Annotated in this window: 23 protein-coding genes; 8 read left to right on the top strand and 15 right to left on the bottom strand. The window is 39.9% G+C overall.

Going from position 1 to position 23640, the window contains the following annotated elements:
- Nucleotides 1-77: 77 nt before the first annotated feature.
- Together JI723_RS09630 and msrB are read right to left on the bottom strand one after the other, a co-directional pair.
- Nucleotides 78-332 carry a YeaC family protein gene (locus JI723_RS09630; protein WP_233445693.1) on the bottom strand — a complete coding sequence of 85 codons (255 nt, stop codon included), beginning with the start codon at nucleotides 330-332 and terminating at the stop codon, nucleotides 78-80.
- A gap of 141 nt (nucleotides 333-473) precedes the next feature.
- The gene (msrB, locus tag JI723_RS09625) at nucleotides 474-887 is read right to left on the bottom strand and encodes a peptide-methionine (R)-S-oxide reductase MsrB (protein ID WP_070928204.1); all 414 of its coding nucleotides are present in this window, start codon (nucleotides 885-887) and stop codon (nucleotides 474-476) included.
- 355 nt (nucleotides 888-1242) lie between these two features.
- On the opposite strand from msrB, the gene gapA reads away from it, so the two are divergent.
- Together gapA and JI723_RS09615 are read left to right on the top strand one after the other, a co-directional pair.
- Nucleotides 1243-2238, top strand: coding sequence for a glyceraldehyde-3-phosphate dehydrogenase (gapA, locus tag JI723_RS09620; RefSeq protein WP_070928208.1), 996 nt, complete (start codon nucleotides 1243-1245; stop codon nucleotides 2236-2238).
- A 161-nt stretch (nucleotides 2239-2399) separates the two neighbouring features.
- Nucleotides 2400-3281, top strand: coding sequence for a D-hexose-6-phosphate mutarotase (locus tag JI723_RS09615; protein ID WP_272580089.1), 882 nt, complete (start codon nucleotides 2400-2402; stop codon nucleotides 3279-3281).
- 64 nt (nucleotides 3282-3345) lie between these two features.
- On the opposite strand, the gene JI723_RS09610 is transcribed toward JI723_RS09615, so the two are convergent.
- From JI723_RS09610 to JI723_RS09600, 3 genes are all read right to left on the bottom strand, one after another.
- On the bottom strand, nucleotides 3346-4098 hold the full coding sequence (locus tag JI723_RS09610) for a MipA/OmpV family protein (protein ID WP_070928212.1): 753 nt from the start codon (nucleotides 4096-4098) through the stop codon (nucleotides 3346-3348).
- Between the two features lie 137 nt (nucleotides 4099-4235).
- Entirely contained in the window at nucleotides 4236-5306 is a 1071-nt protein-coding gene (gene alr, locus JI723_RS09605; RefSeq protein WP_272580088.1) for an alanine racemase, read from the bottom strand.
- A 32-nt stretch (nucleotides 5307-5338) separates the two neighbouring features.
- The gene (locus tag JI723_RS09600; protein WP_070928216.1) at nucleotides 5339-6640 is read right to left on the bottom strand and encodes a D-amino acid dehydrogenase; all 1302 of its coding nucleotides are present in this window, start codon (nucleotides 6638-6640) and stop codon (nucleotides 5339-5341) included.
- A 583-nt stretch (nucleotides 6641-7223) separates the two neighbouring features.
- On the opposite strand from JI723_RS09600, the gene JI723_RS09595 reads away from it, so the two are divergent.
- Nucleotides 7224-7553 (top strand): hypothetical protein, encoded by a 330-nt coding sequence (locus JI723_RS09595; protein WP_272580087.1) that lies wholly within the window; start codon nucleotides 7224-7226, stop codon nucleotides 7551-7553.
- A 132-nt stretch (nucleotides 7554-7685) separates the two neighbouring features.
- Here the strand turns inward: JI723_RS09595 and fadR are convergent, their stop codons facing one another.
- Entirely contained in the window at nucleotides 7686-8402 is a 717-nt protein-coding gene (fadR, locus tag JI723_RS09590) for a fatty acid metabolism transcriptional regulator FadR (RefSeq protein WP_070928218.1), read from the bottom strand.
- Nucleotides 8403-8624: 222 nt separating this feature from the next.
- Here fadR and nhaB point away from each other — a divergent pair, with 222 nt between their 5' ends.
- Nucleotides 8625-10172: a sodium/proton antiporter NhaB gene (nhaB, locus tag JI723_RS09585; RefSeq protein WP_140179493.1), complete on the top strand. Its 1548-nt coding sequence runs from the start codon at nucleotides 8625-8627 to the stop codon at nucleotides 10170-10172.
- A 185-nt stretch (nucleotides 10173-10357) separates the two neighbouring features.
- Entirely contained in the window at nucleotides 10358-10879 is a 522-nt protein-coding gene (gene dsbB / locus JI723_RS09580) for a disulfide bond formation protein DsbB (RefSeq protein WP_319066413.1), read from the top strand.
- Nucleotides 10880-11162: 283 nt separating this feature from the next.
- Here the strand turns inward: dsbB and JI723_RS09575 are convergent, their stop codons facing one another.
- The 4 genes from JI723_RS09575 to JI723_RS09560 form a co-directional block, all read right to left on the bottom strand.
- Entirely contained in the window at nucleotides 11163-11468 is a 306-nt protein-coding gene (locus JI723_RS09575) for a DUF333 domain-containing protein (RefSeq protein WP_272580085.1), read from the bottom strand.
- A gap of 36 nt (nucleotides 11469-11504) precedes the next feature.
- Nucleotides 11505-11837 carry an SMR family transporter gene (locus tag JI723_RS09570; protein WP_272580084.1) on the bottom strand — a complete coding sequence of 111 codons (333 nt, stop codon included), beginning with the start codon at nucleotides 11835-11837 and terminating at the stop codon, nucleotides 11505-11507.
- A 136-nt stretch (nucleotides 11838-11973) separates the two neighbouring features.
- Nucleotides 11974-13176, bottom strand: coding sequence for a sugar transporter (locus tag JI723_RS09565; protein ID WP_319066416.1), 1203 nt, complete (start codon nucleotides 13174-13176; stop codon nucleotides 11974-11976).
- Between the two features lie 184 nt (nucleotides 13177-13360).
- Complete coding sequence (locus JI723_RS09560) at nucleotides 13361-14218, bottom strand: NAD(P)H-hydrate dehydratase (RefSeq protein ID WP_272580082.1); 858 nt, start codon at nucleotides 14216-14218, stop codon at nucleotides 13361-13363.
- A gap of 242 nt (nucleotides 14219-14460) precedes the next feature.
- Between JI723_RS09560 and JI723_RS09555 the strand changes: the two genes are divergently transcribed.
- A complete protein-coding gene (locus JI723_RS09555; RefSeq protein ID WP_070928234.1) occupies nucleotides 14461-14682 on the top strand; it encodes a DUF2594 family protein in 222 nt (73 codons plus the stop codon).
- 174 nt (nucleotides 14683-14856) lie between these two features.
- On the opposite strand, the gene JI723_RS09550 is transcribed toward JI723_RS09555, so the two are convergent.
- From JI723_RS09550 to JI723_RS09530, 5 genes are all read right to left on the bottom strand, one after another.
- Nucleotides 14857-15135: a hypothetical protein gene (locus JI723_RS09550; protein ID WP_070928236.1), complete on the bottom strand. Its 279-nt coding sequence runs from the start codon at nucleotides 15133-15135 to the stop codon at nucleotides 14857-14859.
- Between the two features lie 395 nt (nucleotides 15136-15530).
- Nucleotides 15531-16412 (bottom strand): protease HtpX, encoded by an 882-nt coding sequence (gene htpX / locus JI723_RS09545; RefSeq protein ID WP_140179482.1) that lies wholly within the window; start codon nucleotides 16410-16412, stop codon nucleotides 15531-15533.
- Between the two features lie 178 nt (nucleotides 16413-16590).
- Nucleotides 16591-18633, bottom strand: a complete 2043-nt coding sequence (gene prc / locus JI723_RS09540) for a carboxy terminal-processing peptidase (RefSeq protein ID WP_140179480.1) — start codon at nucleotides 18631-18633, stop codon at nucleotides 16591-16593.
- A 19-nt stretch (nucleotides 18634-18652) separates the two neighbouring features.
- Nucleotides 18653-19345: an RNA chaperone ProQ gene (gene proQ / locus JI723_RS09535; RefSeq protein ID WP_070928238.1), complete on the bottom strand. Its 693-nt coding sequence runs from the start codon at nucleotides 19343-19345 to the stop codon at nucleotides 18653-18655.
- A gap of 111 nt (nucleotides 19346-19456) precedes the next feature.
- Nucleotides 19457-19939 carry a GAF domain-containing protein gene (locus tag JI723_RS09530; protein ID WP_070928240.1) on the bottom strand — a complete coding sequence of 161 codons (483 nt, stop codon included), beginning with the start codon at nucleotides 19937-19939 and terminating at the stop codon, nucleotides 19457-19459.
- 135 nt (nucleotides 19940-20074) lie between these two features.
- Here JI723_RS09530 and yebS point away from each other — a divergent pair, with 135 nt between their 5' ends.
- Both yebS and JI723_RS09520 read left to right on the top strand, forming a co-directional pair.
- Nucleotides 20075-21301 carry a membrane integrity lipid transport subunit YebS gene (yebS, locus tag JI723_RS09525; RefSeq protein ID WP_070928245.1) on the top strand — a complete coding sequence of 409 codons (1227 nt, stop codon included), beginning with the start codon at nucleotides 20075-20077 and terminating at the stop codon, nucleotides 21299-21301.
- The gene (locus tag JI723_RS09520; protein ID WP_070928249.1) at nucleotides 21276-23615 is read left to right on the top strand and encodes a PqiB family protein; all 2340 of its coding nucleotides are present in this window, start codon (nucleotides 21276-21278) and stop codon (nucleotides 23613-23615) included. The genes yebS and JI723_RS09520 overlap by 26 nt, the downstream gene beginning before the upstream one ends.
- The last annotated feature ends 25 nt before the right edge of the window (nucleotides 23616-23640 follow it).

The raw sequence follows: 23640 nt of genomic DNA, 5'->3' as shown, positions 1-23640 counted from the left end.
ATGAAAGCAGGTTCTCGTTATGGAGTATTATTGATATGGCTCGCCTCTTATTAGCTTTAAGAGGCGAGCCAATGAAATTAATCTTGATTTTGCGGTTTCAATGTCGCCAATATATCACCTTGAAACATGGATTTGAGCTCCTGCTTACTTTTCATCGTAATTTGCCCATCCGTACCAATTGTCATATGTTCTGGTGAATGATTATTCCTTGATTGCCACAGCATCACCATTTGTAGGCTATGCTCTTTCTGCTCAGGCGTTAATGCGACCCCATCGGGCCATTTACCCAACTCAACAGCGGTCACTAAGCGCTGATAAATTTCAGGGGTCATTACAGATAACAATTGTTCTAATTGCTCAGGCGCTAATTCAACGCTCACATCATACTCCTTCAATTGATACAGCTAGCGATATCCTGAAAGCTGAATCGATATTGCTATTGTTATTTTAAACTGTCAGCTAGCGTCAGCACCCTATCCACGGGTCTTTTCACCCGTTTGCTCATCGATGAAGCTTAACGATGCTGAATTAATGCAGTAACGCTGCCCTGTAGGTTGCGGACCATCTGGAAAAACATGCCCTAAATGCGCATTACAGTTTTGACAGCGCACTTCAATCCGATGCATACCATGAGAAAAATCTTCGATATATTTAATCGCTTCTTCGCTGACTGGCTGATAAAAGCTTGGCCAGCCACATCCTGCATCAAATTTTGTCTCAGAAAGAAATAATGGCGTGCCACAACATAGGCATTCATACACACCATCTTTACGGTTATGCAATAACGTTCCTGTAAAAGGTCGTTCAGTGCCCGCTTGTTGAGTCACATATTGCTGAATATCATTTAGCTCCGATAAATCAATCGGTTGCTTATCTTTATCTGTCATATAAAACCCAAATACTGAAAGATTAAGTGGTATTAAACTAATAATACACCAATTTAACGCAACAAAAAATTAACAACGAAATCAGTAAATCTATTCTAAACTAATTAACAGCGTGCTTTGTATATGGATTTGTGACCGGTTTCACATATATCACTGATAGCAGGTTCCTTTATCTGTGCACAATCCCGATAATACGTGCGGATGTATTTGCCTCTAAAGTGGCTGACAAGTAAGCAATTAGTGCGACTAGATTTGATTTTTTTCAATAATTGACACGATTCCGCTTGACGGCTGGCAAGGTTTTGGTAACTTTAACTACAACTTAATTCACGAATAAATAGCTGGTGGAAATACTATGACTATCAAAGTAGGTATTAATGGTTTTGGTCGTATTGGCCGTATCGTTTTCCGTGCTGCACAAGAGCGTTCTGATATCGAAATCGTTGCTATCAACGACCTGCTCGATGCAGACTATATGGCTTACATGCTGAAATATGACTCTACTCACGGTCGTTTCAACGGTACTGTTGAAGTTAAAGATGGTCACCTAGTTGTAAATGGCAAAAAAATTCGCGTTACTGCAGAAAAAGATCCTGCAAACCTGAAGTGGAACGAAGTTGGTGTTGACGTTGTTGCTGAAGCAACCGGTATCTTCTTAACTGATGAGACTGCACGTAAACACATTCAAGCAGGTGCGAAGAAAGTTGTTCTTACTGGCCCATCTAAAGACGACACTCCAATGTTCGTTATGGGTGTTAACCATAAGAGCTATGCAGGTCAAGAAATCGTTTCTAACGCTTCTTGTACAACTAACTGCTTGGCACCTCTGGCTAAAGTTATCAATGACAAGTTTGGTATCGTTGAAGGTCTGATGACGACTGTTCACGCAACAACTGCAACACAAAAAACAGTTGATGGTCCTTCTCACAAAGACTGGCGTGGTGGTCGTGGTGCTGCTCAAAACATCATCCCATCATCAACTGGTGCTGCTAAAGCAGTAGGTAAAGTTATTCCTGAACTGAATGGCAAACTGACTGGTATGTCTTTCCGTGTTCCGACTCCTAACGTTTCAGTCGTTGACTTAACTGTTCGTATGGAAAAACCAGCAACTTACGCACAAATCTGTGATGCTATCAAAGAAGCAGCAGCAGGCGAGCTAAAAGGCGTTCTGGGTTACACTGAAGATGACGTTGTATCTACTGATTTCAACGGTGAAAAACTGACTTCAGTATTCGATGCTAAAGCAGGTATCGCACTGAACGACAACTTTGTAAAACTGGTTTCTTGGTATGACAACGAAACTGGCTACTCAAACAAAGTTCTTGACCTGATCGCTCACATCTCTAAATAAGAGCTGTTAACGTTTTAGGGTAACTAGAGCCGCCAAAATTGGCGGCTCTTTTGTTTATTTTCTCTTAAAATTTATCATTATACAGTTATGTATCATGACTGTTCCTACAACTTCTGCTAACCTATTTGTACCCACAGTTCCTTTATCACAGGCAAATCATTATGCATGATAAACTCTTTGCTCTACCGGTTATTAAGCAGCTTTCAGCCTATATCAGTCAACGCCAATTAGGTGAACTTCCTTTAATTCTCATATCCCATCCTAAAGTACGTGGGGCCGTGAGTCTTCAAGGAGCACAATTAATTGACTGGCAGCCTCATGGGCAAAAACCCTGCCTTTGGCTAAGTAGCGAAAGCGCCTTCAAAACAGGTACAGCAATTCGTGGGGGCATTCCCATTTGTTGGCCTTGGTTTGGTCCTGTCGCGAGCCCTAGCCATGGTTTTGCACGTATTTTGCCATGGCAATTTACTGCACATAATGAGCATGAAGATGGTGTGATCCTTACCTTTACCCTCACCGATACGGAATATACGCGCAAACTTTGGCCACATGAATTCACGCTAATATTACGCATGAAACTCGGAGAGACCTGTGAAATTGAATTAGAAAGCTATGGTGATTTTGAAACAACCGCAGCAATGCATACTTACCTTAATATTGGTGATATTCAAAAAACAACAGTATATGGCTTAGGTGGCCATTACTTCGACAAAGTCGCTGATCGTGAAGTTTATGAGGACAAACCACTAAAAATTAATGCTCAAACTGATCGAATTTATTCAGAGCCAGAAGAATACAGCTTGATCCGCGATGATAGCTGGTCACGAACCATAGAAATTCATCACTATCATAATTCAGATGTCGTGTGCTGGAATCCATGGGCTGAGTTAACATGCAGTATGCAAGATATGCCAAATAATGGTTATAGGCAGATGATATGCGTGGAAACTGCTCGGATCAATAAACCCATGAAAAGCGAGAATCAAAACCCAGCACGACTTTCGCTAGTCATGATGTCACGAGACAATAAACCTCAAGAGTAATACCTAAAGAAAACCCCAAAAGCAGTTCCACTTTTGGGGTTTTTTATCTATCTCTATTTAGCAATTAGAATGTATACGTTATACCACTCCACACAATCGCAGAAACAGATTTATTAACCATTGGGCTATCTTTAACTTCGCTTGGTAAACGGTCAACACGACCCATAGCGAACGCACTCCAATTATCAGTAAATCGATAATTACCTGATAATTCTACATATGGTGTCCAGCTATCCCCCGGACGATAACGCTCTAAACCGCTATTACGAGATTCTTTTGAAGAAACACCATACTCATAACGATTTTGATTTTTACTATCCCACTTGATACCTACCCCTGGTACTAATGACCACTTGTCACCATGGAAACCATATAGGTATGCAACTTCAGCACGTAAACCATTACTGATGCCTAAGATATCGCCAGAAGCAACGGTTCTGATAGTACCCCAGTCAGCCTTATGCTTATAAGTAAAACCGCCCATCACAGTATCACGACGGCGATCCAATTGACGCATGTCACGATCGTCATTATCTTTAGGTTTAAAAAATTGCGGATAATAATAAGCGTCAATTGACAACTGATCAGCTTGGTCATTCCATAAGTAATAGCCAGCTGCTAACGTATGAAAGTAAAAATTCTCACTGTCATAGTTAACAATCGGAACTGGCGTGACATAATCTTTCGATTTAATACCTTTATATGGCGTCGACTGTGCCAAAACAGAACCACCAACTGACCATGTGCCAGCAACCGCAGCGGAAGATATTAAACCTAGAGCAACAGCAAGTGATGTTAACTTAATTGTCTTAGACATATAAAACCTGAAATATTAAGAAATTGATCATTAAAGTGCATCATACATTGATGCGGACCTTAGCCAAAATACTAGCACAGCCGATCACATTTTTAGCTAAATTTATAGCCGTGTCTAATAATTGTTTAATGAATTATTCACTCTTCATATAAGACAGGTACTCTTTTCGCTAAAGCACACATCAATTCATAGCCAATCGTTCCTGCGGCTTGGGCAACATCATCAATAGGTAAATTTTTCCCCCATAATTCAACTTCATCACCAATACTGACCTCTTGGCATTCACTCACATCAATAGTTAACATATCCATTGAAACCGCACCTAATAATGCACATCGCTGGCCATTCAACCAAACAGGAGTACCCGTTGGGGCATGACGAGGGTAACCATCTGCATAACCACAAGCCACTGTCGCTATTTTCATTGGTTGTGACGCGGTAAATTTGCTGCCATAGCCAATCGATTCTCCCGCTGCAATATAATGCATACCAATAATTTGCGATCTGAGTGTCATGGTTGCCCGTAAATCTTTATCTGCGATATCTTGCCATTTGCCACTCGGTGATGCGCCATACAATATCACCCCTGAGCGTACCCAATCATAATGGGTTTTAGGATGCCACAATGTTGCACCTGAATTTGCAATACATACGGGATAATTATGATCAATAAACGGCTTAATCCGTTGATGTGGCAGGTCTGTACCTGTTGTCAGATCGGAATTGGCAAAATGGGTCATTAAAGTGACGCTGCTTACATTAGACATTGATGAGAGTCTTTTAACTGCATCAGCATACTTATCAGGTGAAAAACCTAAGCGATTCATTCCACTGTTTAATTTAGCGTACACTGAAATAGGTGCTGTAAACGTCGCATTTTCAATCGCATCCAATTGCCAATCACTATGAACCGAGGTGGTTAACTGGTATTGATCAACAACTTTTAGATCATCTTGCTGAAAAAATCCTTCTAACAACAGGATAGGCCCTGTCCACCCTTCTTCACGTAATAATATAGCTTCATGCAAATCAAGAATGGCAAACCCATCTGTTGACGATAATGCTTTCCATACATGTTTAATGCTGTGCCCATAAGCATCTGCTTTCATTACTGACCATATTTTAGACGCGCCTGCATGCCGACGGGTAACAGACAAATTATGCGTAAAATTTTGCAGGTGGATCACCGCACTAATTGGGCGTGGCATGTTTATTCCTTATTCTTCGTTATTTTAATTGCTCAACGTGCTGGTGATAACTGGCTACGAGGTGTTAATTTGGTATTAAAACCATCAATATATCTATGTACTGATAGGTCATCTGAAGATATGTCTGGAGTATTACCAGAGATCAGATCAGCCAATAACTTGCCAGAACCACATGCCATCGTCCAGCCTAATGTGCCATGCCCTGTGTTTAAATATAAATTTGTATATGCGGTAGACCCAACAATCGGGGTGCCATCAGGAGTCATAGGACGTAAACCGGTCCAAAATGTGGCTTGATCGATATCACCACCACCCTGATAAAGATCTTGCACGACCATTTTAAGGGTCTCACAGCGCTTTTTCAGTATATTTAGATTAAAGCCAACCACTTCAGCCATTCCACCAACTCGGATCCTATCATCAAACCGCGTCACTGCGATTTTATAAGTTTCATCAAGTATGGTTGAAGTTGGAGCCCTCTGAGCATCAATAATCGGCATAGTTAAAGAGTAACCTTTCAATGGGTAGACTGGGATCTTCACTAAATTAGCCAATAGCTCAGTCGAATATGACCCCATAGCAACCACATAGCGATCGGCTTGCATTATAACGCCATCACAACGAACACCACTGACCTTATTACCCTCAGTTAAAATTTGTTCAATATGGCTGCCGAATTGAAATTTAACCCCTGCGTTTTGCGCCAATTTTGCCAGTTTTTTAGTAAATTGTTGGCAATCCCCTGTTTCATCATTAGGCAAACGTAAGCCACCGGTTAATTTGTGCTTAACATACTCAAGTGCGGGTTCAGCCTTTGATAACTCATTCGCGGTTAATAATTCATAAGGAACACCTTCTTGCTTTAAAACAGCAATATCATTCGCTGCACTTTCAAACTGTTTTTCCGTTCTAAACAGTTGTAAGGTACCACCTTGGCGTCCTTCATAGCTGATACCGGTATCAGCACGCAGCTGCCTGATGCAATCACGGCTATATTCAGCAATACGTACCATACGACTTTTATTCATCGCATAATGTTGAATATCGCAGTTTTTGAGCATTTGCCACATCCAACGTAATTGGAATAAAGTCCCATCGGGCTTAATCGCTAAAGGTGCGTGCTTTTCGAACATCCATTTAACCGCTTTGAGGGGAATACCCGGTGCTCCCCATGGTGTTGCATAGCCAGGAGATATTTGCCCTGCATTACCGGCGCTGGTTTCTTCTGCAACATCCATTTGTCTGTCTAAAACGACCACTTCATGCCCTTCCTGAGCCAAATACCAAGCCGTAGTCACTCCAATAACACCTGCACCTAATACTAAAACTTTCATAATTCCCCCTGCTGCTTTAGCACGACCATTTTCACTTAGAATAATATTCTAGGATTTATTTTCCAATATGGTTAATTAACACTTTTAACATTTTAGATAATTACTTCAAAATTCATTACATTTACTTTACATGTTAGTTTTTTATTCCAAACAACCTAAACACCCTAAAAATAACAATGCATTGTAAAACAATTAGTTGAATGAAAATCAAATATAAAAACACTATAACACCATAAAAAAATAAGTTTTTTATCCTGTTTTACTAGTTTTTTATTTTATGAAAGTTTTATTAGTAGTATAAATTAGAAAAATAACACACTAGAATTTAACGCCACTAAAATGCAAAAATTAAGATTATATGTTCATTGGAGTTGCTATTAAGGAATAATCTATAAATAATTATTCACTTAAGCTACTCATTTAACCATAGGTACGTGCTGGCTTAGGAAGCATTGCTCTAGTTAAATATATTATTAGATAGAAAATCATTATTTATGATAAATATATTTTAAAAATTAGAATATAAATAACGGTTAGCTTTCATTATATTGATAAGAAAATAGCGAATTAAAGATAAATGAAGATGAAACAAAAAATAAAAAATACCCTCTCTCAAATTGTATTAGTCATAGCGACCTGTTTAGTTATACCGAATGGTTTTGCAGAACTTAATTGTAATTTATTTACAAATAAAACTGTAATAAAAGACGATAAGGTATGTATTAGTCAAAAAAAGTTACTCCAATGTCGCCTTGGGTGTATTCCCATTGATACTATAACTCGAATAGAAGCATTTAAGTGCTTTAAAACGCTTGATCTAGCTGCCATCAATGTAACAACGCCTCCTGAATCTATCGATGTCATGTTAGAGGTCGCTATCCCAGTAGACTGTACTCTTAATATCAATAACTAAAATTTTTATTAACCTATAACGAATACAAGCTTAACTAAGAAATTAATATTCAAATAGCTTGGTATAATTAATTATAGAAAAGATAAGAACCAGATTTAATTATAACTACTGGTTCCTATTGTATAATACTAATTAACGAACGTGAGCAAGATCATTAGGCATATTGCCTTGCATGCTATGCCAAATAGTGCCACTTTCTTTACCGTAGTTTCTCACGCATTCCATAATACGGTCATAGGCTTGCTCTCGACATAAGTTAGCAAGTTGCTGATAGAAGTTTAGCGCCAAACGCCTCGCTTCTGGATTAGAGAAATAATAGCGGCCTACCCTCGTGTATAGCCCTTTAAGGCCATTAATGATTAACCCATAAATTGGATTACCAGAAGCGAAGGCTAACCCTCTAAAGATATTGTAATCTAAAGCGCTAAATGCATCGGCGTTATCATCAACTTTTTCACGCTCCGCCAATACCTCTAACGATTTTTCTGGATTTTGACGAAATGCAGTACGAATAAAGATCGCTGCAATGTTGGTACGAACGGCGAGTAAATTATCGATTAACTGTGGTACACGGTCATGATCCAACCTTGCTAAGGTCTCTAATATATTCAGACCGGATGTTTCCCAATAGTTATTAACCTTAGTAGGTTTACCATGCTGGATAGTTAACCACCCGTCACGCGCCAAACGCTGTAAAACCTCACGTAGCGTAGTACGAGTCACGCCAATTAGCTCCGAAAGTTCCCGTTCAGCAGGTAAAATCGACCCTGGAGGAAAGCGATTGTTCCAGATACTTTCAATAATATACTCTTCCGCAAAACCTGCCGGACTTTGAGCTTTTATAACCATATTTTTATTATTCCAAACGTTTTCAGACGGATTATAGGAGAAATCATACCAGATTGTCGTAAATTGAGATAGTTTGGTGCCGCATAAACAGTGAAATGAATCATAAAACCCTCATATAATTAACGTATTATCTATTAGTGATGAGACTTAATTTATGCGTCAGATAAGAGTAGTATGTGAATTTACTGTACAATACATCCAATAAGAGGATAACAACCCATAATGGATTTTAGTTTAAAAAGAGCTTTTCTGAGAAATTTTTTAGGGAACTCACCCGATTGGTATAAGCTTGCAATAATCACATTTCTAATCGTTAACCCGCTAATATTTTATTTTGTTAGCCCCTTTATCGCAGGGTGGTTACTGGTTATAGAATTTATTTTCACGCTTGCCATGGCGCTCAAATGCTATCCACTGCAACCCGGCGGGTTGCTGGCGATTGAAGCCGTTATTATTGGCATGACAACACCAAAACAAATCTCTCATGAGATCAGTAACAATTTGGAAGTCATACTACTACTGATATTTATGGTAGCCGGTATCTATTTTATGAAGCAGCTCTTGCTGTTTGCCTTCACCAAACTGTTACTGAATATCCGTTCAAAACGTACACTCTCATTAGCCTTTTGCCTTGCTAGTGCATTTCTATCTGCTTTTTTAGATGCACTAACGGTCATTGCCGTCGTGATTAGTGTCTCTGTAGGGTTCTACTCAATTTATCATCAATATGCATCCAGCCAGCACAATAACACAGATTTATTAAATGATAGCTTTATTGATACGACTGAAAAAAAACAAACGCTAGAACAGTTCCGTGCCTTCCTACGTAGTTTAATGATGCACGCAGGGATCGGTACTGCTTTAGGTGGTGTGATGACCATGGTCGGTGAGCCACAAAACCTGATCATCGCTAAACACGTTGATTGGGATTTTATTACCTTCTTTGTTCGTATGGCACCTGTGACATTACCCGTATTTATCTGTGGTTTACTGGTCTGTTTTTCTGTCGAGAAGTTTAAGCTTTTTGGCTACGGAACTGAATTGCCACCAACGGTAAGACAGGTACTGACGGAGCATGACAGAAAAAATAGCGCCAAAAGGACACAAAAAGAAAAAGCACAACTGATTATTCAAGGACTCATCGGTCTTTGGCTCATCGTAGCCCTTGCCTTCCACCTTGCCGAAGTCGGAATTATCGGTTTATCTGTCATTATATTAGCGACTGCTTTTTGTGGTATTACAGAAGAGCATGCTCTAGGTAAGGCGTTTGAAGAGGCATTACCTTTCACTGCACTACTTACTGTATTTTTCTCTGTAGTGGCTGTGATTATTGATCAGCAGTTATTTACCCCCTTTATTCAGTTTGTTTTGCAGTCTTCTGAGTCTTCACAACTATCGCTTTTCTATTTATTTAATGGGCTACTTTCTGCCGTCTCGGATAATGTTTTCGTTGGTACGGTTTATATTACCGAAGCCATGAAAGCGGCTAGCGAAGGTTTGATCTCCCATAATCAATATGAGTTATTAGCGGTAGCAATAAATACTGGGACTAACCTTCCTTCTGTTGCAACACCAAATGGGCAAGCGGCTTTCCTCTTCTTGCTGACTTCTGCACTGTCACCACTCATACGTCTTTCCTATGGTCGCATGGTCTGGATGGCGTTGCCTTACACTATTGTGATGACAATTGTTGGGCTACTTGGTGTTGAGTTTTGGTTAGTTCCAACGACTCACTGGCTGGAAAGCCTAGGCTGGATCAGTTTACCTTAATCAATCCCTTTCTACAGAGCCGTTTTAAAAGGAAATTTGAACGGCTCTTTTACTTTCAAGCCACTAGTCGAATTTGTAATGTTAAGTAAAGCCTTATCTAAAATCACATAAATCTCTACTCACACCTTTTTTTGTTTCGCGGATGAGGGCAAAATGTGCTCACCATTAATTTAGGGAAGTAAAGTATGTTCAGATTCTTTAACTACTGTTCACAAGGACGAGGCGCATGGCTGTTAATGGCCCTTATTGCCTTTATGCTCGAATGTGCCGCTCTCTATTTTCAGCACATTATGAAACTGCAACCTTGTGTCATGTGTATTTATGAAAGGGTTGCACTGTTTGGAATTATGATAGCAGGTTTAGTCGGAGCAATTGCGCCGCGAAATGTTATTTTACGTTGGGTTGCTATCATTATTTGGATTTATGCCGCATGGCGAGGCTTAGAGCTTGCTTGGGAGCATACAATGTTGCAACTCTATCCATCACCTTTTGCCTCGTGTGACTTCTTTGTGAACTTTCCTGAGTGGCTGCCACTAAATGAATGGGCACCCGCGGTGTTTGAAGCAACGGGTGACTGTGCCGTTAAGCAGTGGGACTTTTTAGGACTTGATATGCCACAATGGTTAATTGGTGTATACGCTGTCTACCTTTTGGTCGCAATCGTGGTTGCAATAAGCCAGTTCTTCCCAGCTCGCTCCAAAATATAAGTTTAATATTGCAATACGCTAGATTATTTTAAATCTAGCTAGGTGATTACACTATCACTTAAAATATGACGAACATATAACAGAAAGCCCATCAATGATGGGCTTTCAGACTGTCGACAAACATATCATGTTTGGCGGCTGTCGTTAGGGGTTCTGAAATAAACGAGGAAAATCAATTCATTGATTTTCGGCTAATAACACGGAGCGGGAAAAACCACGTTTTTATCCCGCTTCGTCAGTAACCTCAATGATGGGCTTTTTAACTCGATTCAATAGTGACCAATTAAATACAGGCGCCACTGAGGATCACATCAGCTGCACAACGCTTACCGTTTGCGAATTGACAAACCGCAGTTTTTCCTCCATTTAATTCTAAATTTAACGCAGGAAGTCCACCAGCAGAAACACAAGCTTCTTGTGCTCCAGGCCCTAAATTAACCACTTGTTGAGCATATTCAGCAGCTGAATGATCGACCTGTGCCACTCGCGTTGATTCAGAACTACCGCAGCCAGCTAAAATAAGCGCCGCACCACCGATTAGCCCGCCGATAAATGTAGACTTAAGCAGACCACTGATTTTTTGACTCATCCTAATCTCCACTCATATTGGCTTCTGTTCCCTGAATCAGTGAGCACTGCTTTTCGAAAACAGATTGATGACTAAAACACCAATTATAATTAATAGCATACCAATAATTGCAGGTAAATCGACTTTCTGTTGATAAATAAATATTGCCGCGACTGAAACTAGCACAATACCTAATCCAGACCAGATCGCATAAGCAATGCCTAAAGGCATGACTTTAACCACCTGAGATAGTCCCCAAAAAGAAACCGCATAACCAATAATCACAATTAAGGAGGGCCAAAAACGACTAAAACCATCGGATGCCTTTAATGTGGTTGTCGCAATAACTTCTGCAATAATTGACATCAATAAAAAAGCTAGCCCTTTCATTGCCTACCCTTACTATTTGAAATAATTAAAATATTAGGAAATTTAGCACAGTTATTGTTAGCTGTAACGCATTCGCAATAAAAAACCCTGTGATAAAAATTTCTATCACAGGGTTCTCAAATCCAAAATATTACAGCTAATGGGTCACTGGTGATCCCTGTAATTTATCGCTAAATGAAACACTGTAGCGTTTAAAAATAAAGGCACACCATATTAGCGAGATCGCCCCAAATGCCGCGCCAACATAGCCAATATTGGTCATTCCCATATGAACAATGACTTGATTACCAAGTAAAGCACCACCACCGATACCAATATTAAAGATCCCTGAATAAATAGCCATGGCTAGGTCTGTTGCATCCGGAGCTAAATCAATGACTTTTACCTGCATCCCCAAGCCAACGCACATAATCGCTATTCCCCAAAAAATACTTAAAATAATTAATGGGCCAACATGGCTACTAATTGGCATCAGCAACAACAAACAAATCATCAAAATCGCTATTGCCATTGGTAAAAATGACAATGCATATTTACCACTATAACGGCTAAATATGACGCTTCCTACGATACCTGCCGCACCAAAAATAAGTAATAGTAACGTAGCAAAATTTTGACTCTGCAATGCAACTTCGCGCACAAATGGCTCAATATAGCTGTATGCAGCAAAATGAGCAGTCACAACCATTACCGTTAAGACAAACAGTCCTACCAGTGCTGGACGTTTAAATATCATTGGTAAGCTTTTCAACGATCCAGAATGTTCGCTTGGTAATTTAGGCAAAAAGCGAATTAATGCGATCATTGTGAGCAACGCAATAACGCCAATACATAAAAAAGTCACCCGCCAGCCAAGTAGTTGACCAATAACACGCCCTATAGGTAAACCTAAAACTGTCGCCAATGCGGTTCCTGTTGCTAATAAACCAAGTGCTTGCGCCTTCTTACCTGCGGGCGCGACACGGATCGCCAATGATGCCGTTATTGACCAAAAAACAGCATGGGAAAGTGCGATCCCAATCCTTGCGATGATCAATACATCAAAATTCCAAGCAAAACCTGACAGAATATGGCTAAGCACAAAGACAACAAATAATAATGTTAATAATTTGCGGCGCTCAATTTTTCCCGTTAATAACATTAAGGGAAGCGACATAATAGCAACAACCCAAGCATAGATAGTGATCATCAACCCAGTATGAGCCACCGTCATGTCAAAACTCGCTGCAATATCACTGAGTAATGCAACAGGAACAAACTCAGTTGTATTGAAAACAAATGCGGCAACGGCAAGTGCCACAACTCGCATCCAAGCTGTTTTTCTAGAAACCTGTGTCATTGCTTAAGCCTTTATTGATGTCAGCACAAAATCACCGCTTATCAGGAATGATCCACGTGAAAAATAAGTGTCAGATTTGTGCTGAATTAGACATTGCTTCGCTATAAGAAAAAATGAAGCAACCAAATTATGTGAATTGTATCACAATTTTTTCAGTCCTTTAAAGTCATTCAATATAAGATCATCAGCAAACCACGATTAAGTTTCTAATCATTCTGACTTTATCAATAATTTCATGAGCCGTTAAACCAATAGGGCCGATGCCTTGCTCAACTAAGCAATCAGCGGCTTTACCATGCATCCAAACCCCGCTACGGGCGGCTTCTTCAATCGGTATTCCCTGAGCTAGCAAGCTGCCCACAATACCTGATAAAACATCCCCACTACCCGCGGTGGCTAAACCACTATTCCCCGTCTGGTTGCACCATATTTGTTGTTCAGGACTTGAGATCACTGTATCGTGCCCTTTTAACACGATCCAACAACCATAGCGCTGACTCAATTGCTGTGCTGCAACACAGCGATCAGCTTGAATTTCTGCTACTGTTGTTTGTAATAATTTAGATGCTTCTTTAGGGTGAGGTGTTAAAACAACGTTTGGGGTCAATTTTTTTACTTGCGGCCATTGTGAAAGAATATTTAAACCATCAGCATCAATTAACACCGATTTATTTTGTTCAATTAATAGCAATACTTTACGCATTAATGATTGCGCATCTTCTGAAATACCTAATCCACAACCAATGACCCACGCAGTAGCAAGAGTATCATTAATTAAAGAGTTAGCATCCCGCAGCATTAATTCAGGGGCCATTTCTATCAAATGTAAATTAAGTGGGGATTGATTACACCCAATGATCACTTTGCCACAACCACTTTTTAATGCGGCTACTCCTGCAAGCACACCAGCACCAGTCATGCCTACACTACTACCAATAATGTTTAACGTTCCAAAAGTTCCTTTATGACTCAGTTCAGGCCTAGGTTGGACTAATGATGGAAATTGTTGAGCTAACCACTGTTTTTCTTGTGTCGTTAACATTATCGCCTCCTTCATTAAAATTTTTGCTCTCAATTGAGGATAAAGTAATACGGCATTCAATAATTTTTCTATGCTATACTCGTGAAACTTCAAGTTACAGCGTGTTGAACCACATTCATTCGCTATTTATCATATACTTATGTATGCTACCAGTGAGTCATTCACTTGTCGCCTAGCTACACTTCTAATTATTTAGAGTATATAATTCTGACAAGTCTATAAATTTTTAAAGGATATATTTAATGAAAACCCATTTTCCTACTCAGCCAGATGTTAATGAACTCGCCGCAGAAGTAACTTGTATAAAAAATTTACTTGCTCATATGCTAAAAGCAATCGGTCAAGCAGATGCAGGTAAAATTATCATTAAAATGGAACGTGAAATTGCATCGATGGAAGATGAAAAACAAGCAGAAACCTATCGTAATACCCTTGAGCAAATCAAAGCAGGTTATCGCCAATAGTTTATTTTAACGATAAGTGCTACTTAAGAGGCTTCGTTGCCCAATTACACTTAAAACTGCACAAATAACTAAATATCTTTTTTCGAAATAATCTATCTTAGATCTCGAATTAAACCATTCTTTATTCATTTAGCTCCCCCTTCAGATCCCTATGAAGGGGGCTTTTTTTCTAAACTAGGCTTTCACTTTACCATCATAAATATCTTGGCAATGCTGAATATAGCTTTCTAATGTCTCACCTGATTGATTATTTTGCATTCTTTGTTCTTCAAAAGCCCAGACTTTAAAGTTCTGACCTAAATTCGCGCCTGACATCCCGACTTCTTTATACATGCGATGATATAGGCCCGTTGGTGACTGATAAATTTCAAATTTAAACGGCACTAAACGCGCTGGGTTCTCAACGGTTGCAAATTCATTACCAAAAACCAACGTTTTTATCAGTATATCCATGTCAAATCCTTATTGTTTATATAATTTAAATAGCTCGAGATATATCTAGGTGACTAATGCAAATATACATTGTTACTTTACCTTAACGAAAGGCCTGCGACTTGAAATATAATCAGCAGAAAAGCCTACGTTAGTTACGATATTCTACTTAGAGAATACACTATACTCTAAATAATTCGAGATGCAGATAGGCGATAAGTGAAGATAGTCAGGGAGTATAGATAAACACAGTGACTCGGTGAGCGTCGCGTAGTCCTCCCAGCATCTTGCAGTATAACGAGTAGATTTAATTTTATATTTAATTCATCTTAGCCATCAATTTTAAAATTTGAATTAAAAAACCCATGATGAAAACCAATTCATCATGGGCCTATTTTAAAATGCCTTATCAAGGGTTATTTTAAATACTCACCTGAGCGTAATGCTTCAATACGCTTATCCAGTGGAGGGTGAGATAAAAATAACTCATTAAATGCTTTACCACGGCCATTAATGCAAAATGCCATTAAACGCCCTTCTTCTTGCGGCTCATAGCTTGTCTTCAAACGTTGTAGAGCAGCTATCATTTTTTCTCTACCAACTAATTTAGCTGATCCTGCATCTGCATGGAATTCTCGATAGCGTGAGAACCACATAGTAATAATGCTCGCTAAAATGCCAAAGACAATTTCTAATACCATCGAGACAGCGAAGTAAACCATTGGGTTACCATTACTGCTTTCACTTTCATCGTCATTGCTAGACATAAAGCCTGACACAAATTGTGCAATGATACGTGAGATAAAGATCACGAAGGTGTTAACAACGCCTTGTAATAACGTCATAGTCACCATATCACCATTAGCAATATGGCTGATCTCATGAGCGATAACCGCTTCGGCTTCATCACGGCTCATGTTTTCCAATAAACCTGTACTCACCGCCACTAATGATGCGTCACGACGAGCACCTGTTGCAAACGCATTAATATCAGGTGCATGGTAGATAGCAACTTGTGGCATTTGAATACCAACTTGTTGTGCTTGACGGCTCACTGTGTCCACCAACCATTGCTCTGCTTGGTTACGTGGTGTTTCAATAACTTCACCACCCACTGATTTCAATGCCATCCATTTTGACATCAACAATGAGATGAAAGCACCACCAAAACCAAACAAGCCAGCCATGATCATCAGACCTTGGACACTATTCCCTTTAACACCGACTATGCTTAAAATTATCCCAAACACAAACATAACCGCTAAGTTTGTGAGTAAGAATAAGGCTATTCGCATCATATTTTTTGTTCCCTAGGTAAAAATAATTATCACGAAAAATTTACTGTTATAAATAAGGTTTTTTCATACTTTTTCAAGCTAATTAACACGAAAAAACCAAAAATTAACATAACTTTACACAGACTATGAAAAAGGCCAGCTTTTGCTGGCCCTTATCTTAATTTATTGTTTAAACAAATTATTTTTTATTAGACAATAAACTTGTTTCAGGATGTGCAAGATCAATTGCAATTTTAACTGTTTCGTCTAAATATGGATCTGGCCCTTCGTAATCTTTAGGTAAATCATCGATAGATTTCAATAATGGTTTACCTTCTTTTGCATTACGCTCATTTATACGTTTCAGCTTAGTTGCTTCCAGCTCATTGTCTTCTTTTAGACGCTGCGCATAATTTAGAGAAATAAGGTTTTTACTTGCCTTATTCGCTTTATAATGTGCGATGTCTTCATCAATATACTTAAATTCAGTATCTTGACTAATACGCGATAAGTGCTTAGTTTTCAGGTCAGACAAGTCTGCTGTCACATCACCATCTTTGTTGTAATTCGCAGGTGGAATACTATCCCATGGCAATGCATTATCTTCAAAGCTTTCTCCCGTTTCAGCAGGATCTTGCCCTGTTGGCATAACAATATCTGGCGTAACACCTTTACGTTGCGTACTACCACCATTGACACGATAGAATTTTTGGATCGTGTATTGCACAGAACCAAGCGCTGGCCAGTCAGGCTTTAACATTTGGTCATACACACGACTTAAGCTTCTATGTTGCTGAACGGTACCTTTACCAAAGGTAGGTTCGCCAACGATCAGCGCTCGACCATAATCCTGCATGGCAGCGGCAAAAATTTCAGATGCAGAAGCACTGAAGCGATCAACCAGAACCACTAATGGCCCTTTATAGTAAACCACATCATCATCATCAATATCTTGACGTACCTGACCATTATTATCGCGAACCTGAACAACTGGGCCTTTAGGGATAAATAGACCCGATAGAGATACAGCCTCAGTTAATGCTCCACCACCATTACCACGCAGATCAATAACTAGCGCAGAAACATTATCTTTTGCTATTTTTTGCAGCTGGGTCTTCACATCATTGGTCAAACCTACATAGAAACCAGGAATATCCAATACTGCAACTTTCTCTTTGCCGATTTCCTTAATCGTTAACTTAACGGCTCTATCTTCTAAGCGAATTTGTTCACGGACAATAGTCACGATGTGTGGCTTAGCCCCTTTAGTATCCGATAGGACTTCTAAGCGCACTTTACTGCCTTTTGGCCCTTTAATCAGTGCAACCACATCATCTAAGCGCCAGCCGACAACATCCACCATTGGTTTGCCTGTTTGGCCAACACCAATGATTTTATCACCAACTTTTAATTCTTTACTTTTTGCCGCAGGACCACCAGCAACTAATGAATTGATCACTGTATTTTCATCATCTTGCTGTAAAACGGCGCCAATTCCCTCTAATGACAAACTCATTTCAGAGTTAAACTGCTCTGTATTACGAGGTGAAAGGTAGCTAGTATGAGGATCAATTTCACGAGCAAATGAGTTCATGATCAACTGAAATACGTCTTCACTTTGCCCTTGCGTTAAACGTCTCAACGCAAAATTGTAGCGCTTAGTCAGTTTTTCCTTGATTTCTTTGTCATCTTTGCCCGATAGCTTTAAATTCAACCAATCATATCTGACTTTTTGATCCCAAAGCTTATCTAATTCTTGCTTATCTTTTGGCCAAGGCATTTTACTGCGATCGACCTCAATTGAGTCAGTCGCATCAAAATTCATTGGCTGATCTAAGCGCGCTAACGCATATTCAAAACGCTCAAAACGTCTTTTCTGCGACAGGTTATACAGGTCATAGAACTTATCGAGTTTACCTTCCTCTAACCATTCGCCAGCATTTGCTTTATCTTTCGCATAAGCATCAACGTCAGATTGAAGTAAAACATTATGGCCGTAATCCAACATATTGAGATAACGATCAAAAATTTTACCTGAAAAATCTTTATCCAAATCAAACTGACGATAGTGAGAGCGGGTAAACCTTGAAGTTACCCTTTCACTCACCGTACCATGCTGAGTATCCTGATTGAGTACAGGTAACTGAGCAGCAGTGACCGGAGCCACTGCTTGAGGATCCGCAATTGCACTACCAAAAGTGGCAACACTAACAACGAATGCAATTTTTAAAAGTTTGTTCATGCCCTGATTGACCTCCGTATCAGAACTTTAAATGTTCCGCGCGCACAATCATTGCCATTCCTGTTGGCAATTGAACTCTGACACCATCTTTCGCTATTTCCAGCACAGACGCGTCCATCAGGCTAGTACCAACTTTCACTTTCAACATCTGGCCGACTTGAAGTGCGTTAATATCAGTGACTGATTTCAGTTTTTGTTCTGGAGCAGCGGCACCGTTACGGCGCTGAGGCTTAGTCGAGGAGTTCTGCGGGCGTTCTTTATTTTCTGACTGGCGATGGCGTGGCGCATTTTCTTTTGCGGCTGCCGGATTGCGAGTAGGTTTATCACCTGCTTTCTTGGCTGCTGGGCGTTTTTGCGCTTTTTGCTCTGCACGTTGCGCTTGAACCCGAGCTTTTGCCTCAGTCAATTGTTGACGCGCATGGGTGATATGCTCCGCCTCTAATTCACCACAATCATTTCCATCTAAGTCAACGCGTTTTGCGCCTTCTTTAACACCGTAAAGATAGCGCCAGCTAGAGGTATACATGCGTAATGCAGAACGCAATTGCGTTTTACTAATGCCATCCTCTTCGGTTAAACGCCCTACGATATCTTGAAAAATTCCGACTTTTAACGGACGTGCTTCGCCTTCAGCGATAAAACAGCGTGGAAAACGCTCAGCTAAAAATGCGATAACTTCTTTACTACTATTCAACTTAGGTTGATTTTCCATGAAATTTCCTGATAACAACGATTTTGCCAACCAGCACGGGCATGAACAAGCCGACATTATAATAGCGTTGCAGACAATTGCCACGTTCCTATTAAGTTAACATACCAATATTTAGTGATAATTTGGCATCGAACACATTGCCAGATGTTGACACAACTGGTTTACAAGGTGTTTTAACCCTTTTTCATCATTTTCATCGAATTGATTGAAGTTTGGGCTATCGATATCCAGTACGCCTAAAACCTGACCATTTACTTCCAAAGGAAGCACAATTTCAGCGTTACTTGCCGTATCACAAGCGATATGACCAGGGAAAGCATGCACATCACCCACACGCTGTATTCTATTTTGGCTATATGCGGTACCGCAAACACCTTTGCCAAAAGGTATTCTGACACAAGCTATCTTTCCTTGAAAAGGACCAAGAACTAATTCTTGCCCATTTTTTAGGTAAAAACCAACCCAGTTAACACCCTCTAAACGCTCGTACAACAATGCGCTCGCGTTTGCCAAACTTGCGATTAAATCATACTCACCAGCAAGAAGTGCAGATAAATTATCTGAAAGTTCGTGGTAATACTTGTTTTTATCCATAAAATTTTCTTGTAATAATCAAATAACGCAATAAATTAAACATTTCGTGCAATATGTAGGTTAGCAAGTTGTCACTAAGTCGTAAATTTTTTTACACTAGATTACAAGCATGGCTAACAAATCAATGAGCAAATAATGGATCACATTAATCATAGTCAGATAATTTCGCAACACTGTTGCCATTGCAATCTTAAATTATCTATCCCACCTCACGATACGCAACAGGTCGTTATCTGCCCACGTTGCAATAGTCAACTTGATGATGGGCGTTCGTGGTCATTAAATCGCTTATTTATTCTCTCAATCACTTTACTTATGTTAGCACCGATTGCATTTTGGCAACCGCTAATTTCTATTCACTTACTTGGTACACAAATTAACGCTAATGTCATTGAAGGTATACAATTAATCAATCAACAAGGTGATCCTCTTACAGCAAGTATTGTCGCTTTTTGCGCGATTGTCGCCCCACTATTTTTACCTATTTTTATTATCTATTTGTATTTAGGGAAGCGCCTGCGGCTCAATTTACGCCCCATTCTCTTAGTACTAAGTCGTTTAAAAGAATGGGTAATGTTAGATGTTTATCTCATTGGTCTTGGCATTGCTGCTATCAAAATGCAGGACTATGCCACTGTTTTCTTAGGTCATGGATTCATTGCATTTATTACAATGACCTTTATTAGCCTACTCATACTTATTCATCTTAATGTTGAACAACTTTGGCGTCTATTTTACCCAAAACAGCCGCAATCTAACGGCCCAGAAGCGCTAACTTGCCAAGCATGCCATTACACCGGCTCGCCAAATTCACGTGGAGTGTGTCGGCGCTGTCACCGTCCATTACACTACCGAGAGCCTTATAGTTTACAAAAAACATGGGCAGCACTAATTGCGGCCATGATTTTACTTTTTCCTGCTAATTTAATGCCAATTTCGGTGGTTTACCTAAATGGTCAACGCATGGAAGATACTATTTATTCAGGCGTAGTATCATTAATTGACTCAGGTAATTGGCCAATTGCTATCATTGTATTTATTGCCAGTATATTAGTGCCATTTATTAAAATTGTTATCATGATCTTGCTACTGCTTTCTATCCAACGCCATAGCAAAACAGACCCAGTTCTGAGGATGAAGTTACTTAAGTTTGTCACTTGGATTGGTCGATGGTCGATGTTGGATCTCTTTGTCATTGCCTTGATGATGACACTTATCAATCGCGATCAACTGATGTCATTTACGATGGGCCCTGCCGCATTATTCTTCGGTGTCGCTGTTATTTTAACCATACTCGCTGTCGAGTGGCTTGATAGCCGTTTAATTTGGGATTCTTATGGAAAATCACAATCAACAAAATGAATCTGCTGAACAGGAACAAGAGGCGATATTACGTCAACGCGCACGTATTTCCCCTTTTTGGCTGTTACCACTTGTCGCAGTGTTTATTGCCGGTTGGTTACTATTCCAACACTGGCTAGAGCAAGGCACTGAAGTCACTATTGAATTTTCTTCAGCGCCTGGCGTTGTTGCAGGAAGGACCCCTATCCGCTATCAAGGAGTGGAAGTTGGTTTAGTTCAATCAGTCACGATTAGCCAAGACATGAAAAAAATTATTGTTAAGGCAAGTATTAATAAAGATATGCAACCCGCGCTGACTTCAGGAACAAAATTTTGGCTTGTCACACCGAAAGCAACGCTTGCTGGAGTTTCAGGTTTAGATGCCTTAGTCGGCGGTAACTATATTGGTATGCAGCCTAGTACTGGTGAGGAACAACACGACTTCATCGCTCAAGACTCTCCCCCTCAGCTACAGACCGAAGCTGGGGAATTATTAGTCTATCTCAATGCGAAAGATCTCGGTTCATTACACGAAAACTCACCAATTTATTATCGTAAAGTACCTGTGGGTTATATTTCTGACTATTCCATTTTACCAGATGATAAAGGAGTTTCGATTGCAGCAGTGGTCGAGAAACGCTATGCCAATTTAGTTCGTGAAAATAGTCAATTTTGGAATGTGTCTGGCTTTCAAGGTGGCTTTGACCTGAACTCAGGTGTCAATGTTAAAATGGAAAGCCTTTCTGCTGTTATTAATGGTGCGGTCGCATTTGATTCCCCACCTAATAGCCCTCCAGCACAAGAAGGCCAGCAGTTTGATTTAAAAGCCAATAAGCACGATGTTGAGGACTACGAACAACAAAACAGAGAAAACTTAAAAGTTTCTTTATGGTCACCAGAGACCTATGGCGTCAATGCTGGACAGCCCGTGATGTACCGAGGTATCAAGATCGGCGAAGTGTTACAGCGTCACCTGCTTGATGATAAAGTGACCTTTGATGTGGCAATTTTGGATGAATATCGCCATTTGATCCGTGAAGACAGTAAATTTGTGGCTAATAGCCGAGTGGATGTACAACTTGGACTAACTGGCATTCAATTCCAAGGTGCCACACCACAAGAATGGCTAGATGGTGGGATCCACCTATTAGCGGGTAAAGGCAAAGAGGAATTACCTGAAAACTTCCCATTATATCGCAGTGATGATAACGCTAAAGCGGGTGTCACCGGCTCATCACCAACAACGACAATTACATTAAATACCAATACATTACCGGATATTCAAACTGGCTCTGTCGTACTTTACCGTCAATTTACTGTTGGTGAAATTGTCTCAATTAAACCAACCAAGGAAGGCTTTGCCGTTAATATTCATATTTCTAGCCAATACCGCCATTTATTAACTAAACAAAGTGTGTTCTGGGCTGAAGGTGGCGCCAAAGTACAACTTAATGGCAATGGTTTGACAGTTCAAGCTGCGCCACTCACCCGCGCAATTAGAGGCGCGATCAGTTTTGATAACCTCCAAACCTCAAATTTAGACAGCACAAGACAACATACCCTCTACCCTAATGAAACGGCAGCAAAAGCCATTGGGAGCGTAGTGACTTTAACTACCTACGATGCATCTAAGCTTTCTGAAGGTATGCCTATTCGTTATTTAGGTATTGATATTGGTCAAATTGATTCATTGAAGCTATCGCCGGATAATCGAGAAGTTAATGCACGAGCAATCCTTTACCCTGAATATGTTCACGCCTTTACCAAAAGTGGTAGCCGTTTTGCTGTTGTCACCCCTGAACTGTCCCCATCAGGATTTAATAATTTAGATTCCTTAATTCAACCTTATATTAATGCAGAGCCAGGACGAGGAAATAAAAGCCGTTACCAATTTGAATTACAAGCTGCCAATATCACTGATTCACGTTATTTAGATGGCTTAACTATCATTTTAGACGCCAGTGAAGTCGGTTCTATTCAAGTTGGCACACCATTGCTATTCAGAGGTATGGAAATTGGCACTGTAACAGGTTTGTATTTGGGAGAGCTTTCCGATCGAGTTTATGTTGCCACTCGAATTGGCAAAGAATATCAATATCTCATTCGTGACAACACTCAATTTTGGTTATCGTCTGGCTATAATTTATCCTTTGGCCTTACTGGTGGCATGATTAAAAGTGGTACATTTAAACAGTTTGTACGCGGTGGCATATCACTTGCAACCCCACCAAGCGTGCCTCTTTCGCCAAAAGCTAAACCTGAACAGCATTTCATTCTAAAATTAGAGCCACCAAAAGACTGGTTGGATTGGGGTACATCTATCCCGAAACAATAATCACTAGAAAGGTGCGTATTTAAAC

Source organism: Providencia manganoxydans, assembly GCF_016618195.1.
GTDB lineage: Bacteria > Pseudomonadota > Gammaproteobacteria > Enterobacterales > Enterobacteriaceae > Providencia > Providencia manganoxydans.
The sequence above is the reverse complement of the archived record's forward strand: the minus strand, read 5'-3'. Positions and strand labels throughout refer to the sequence as shown.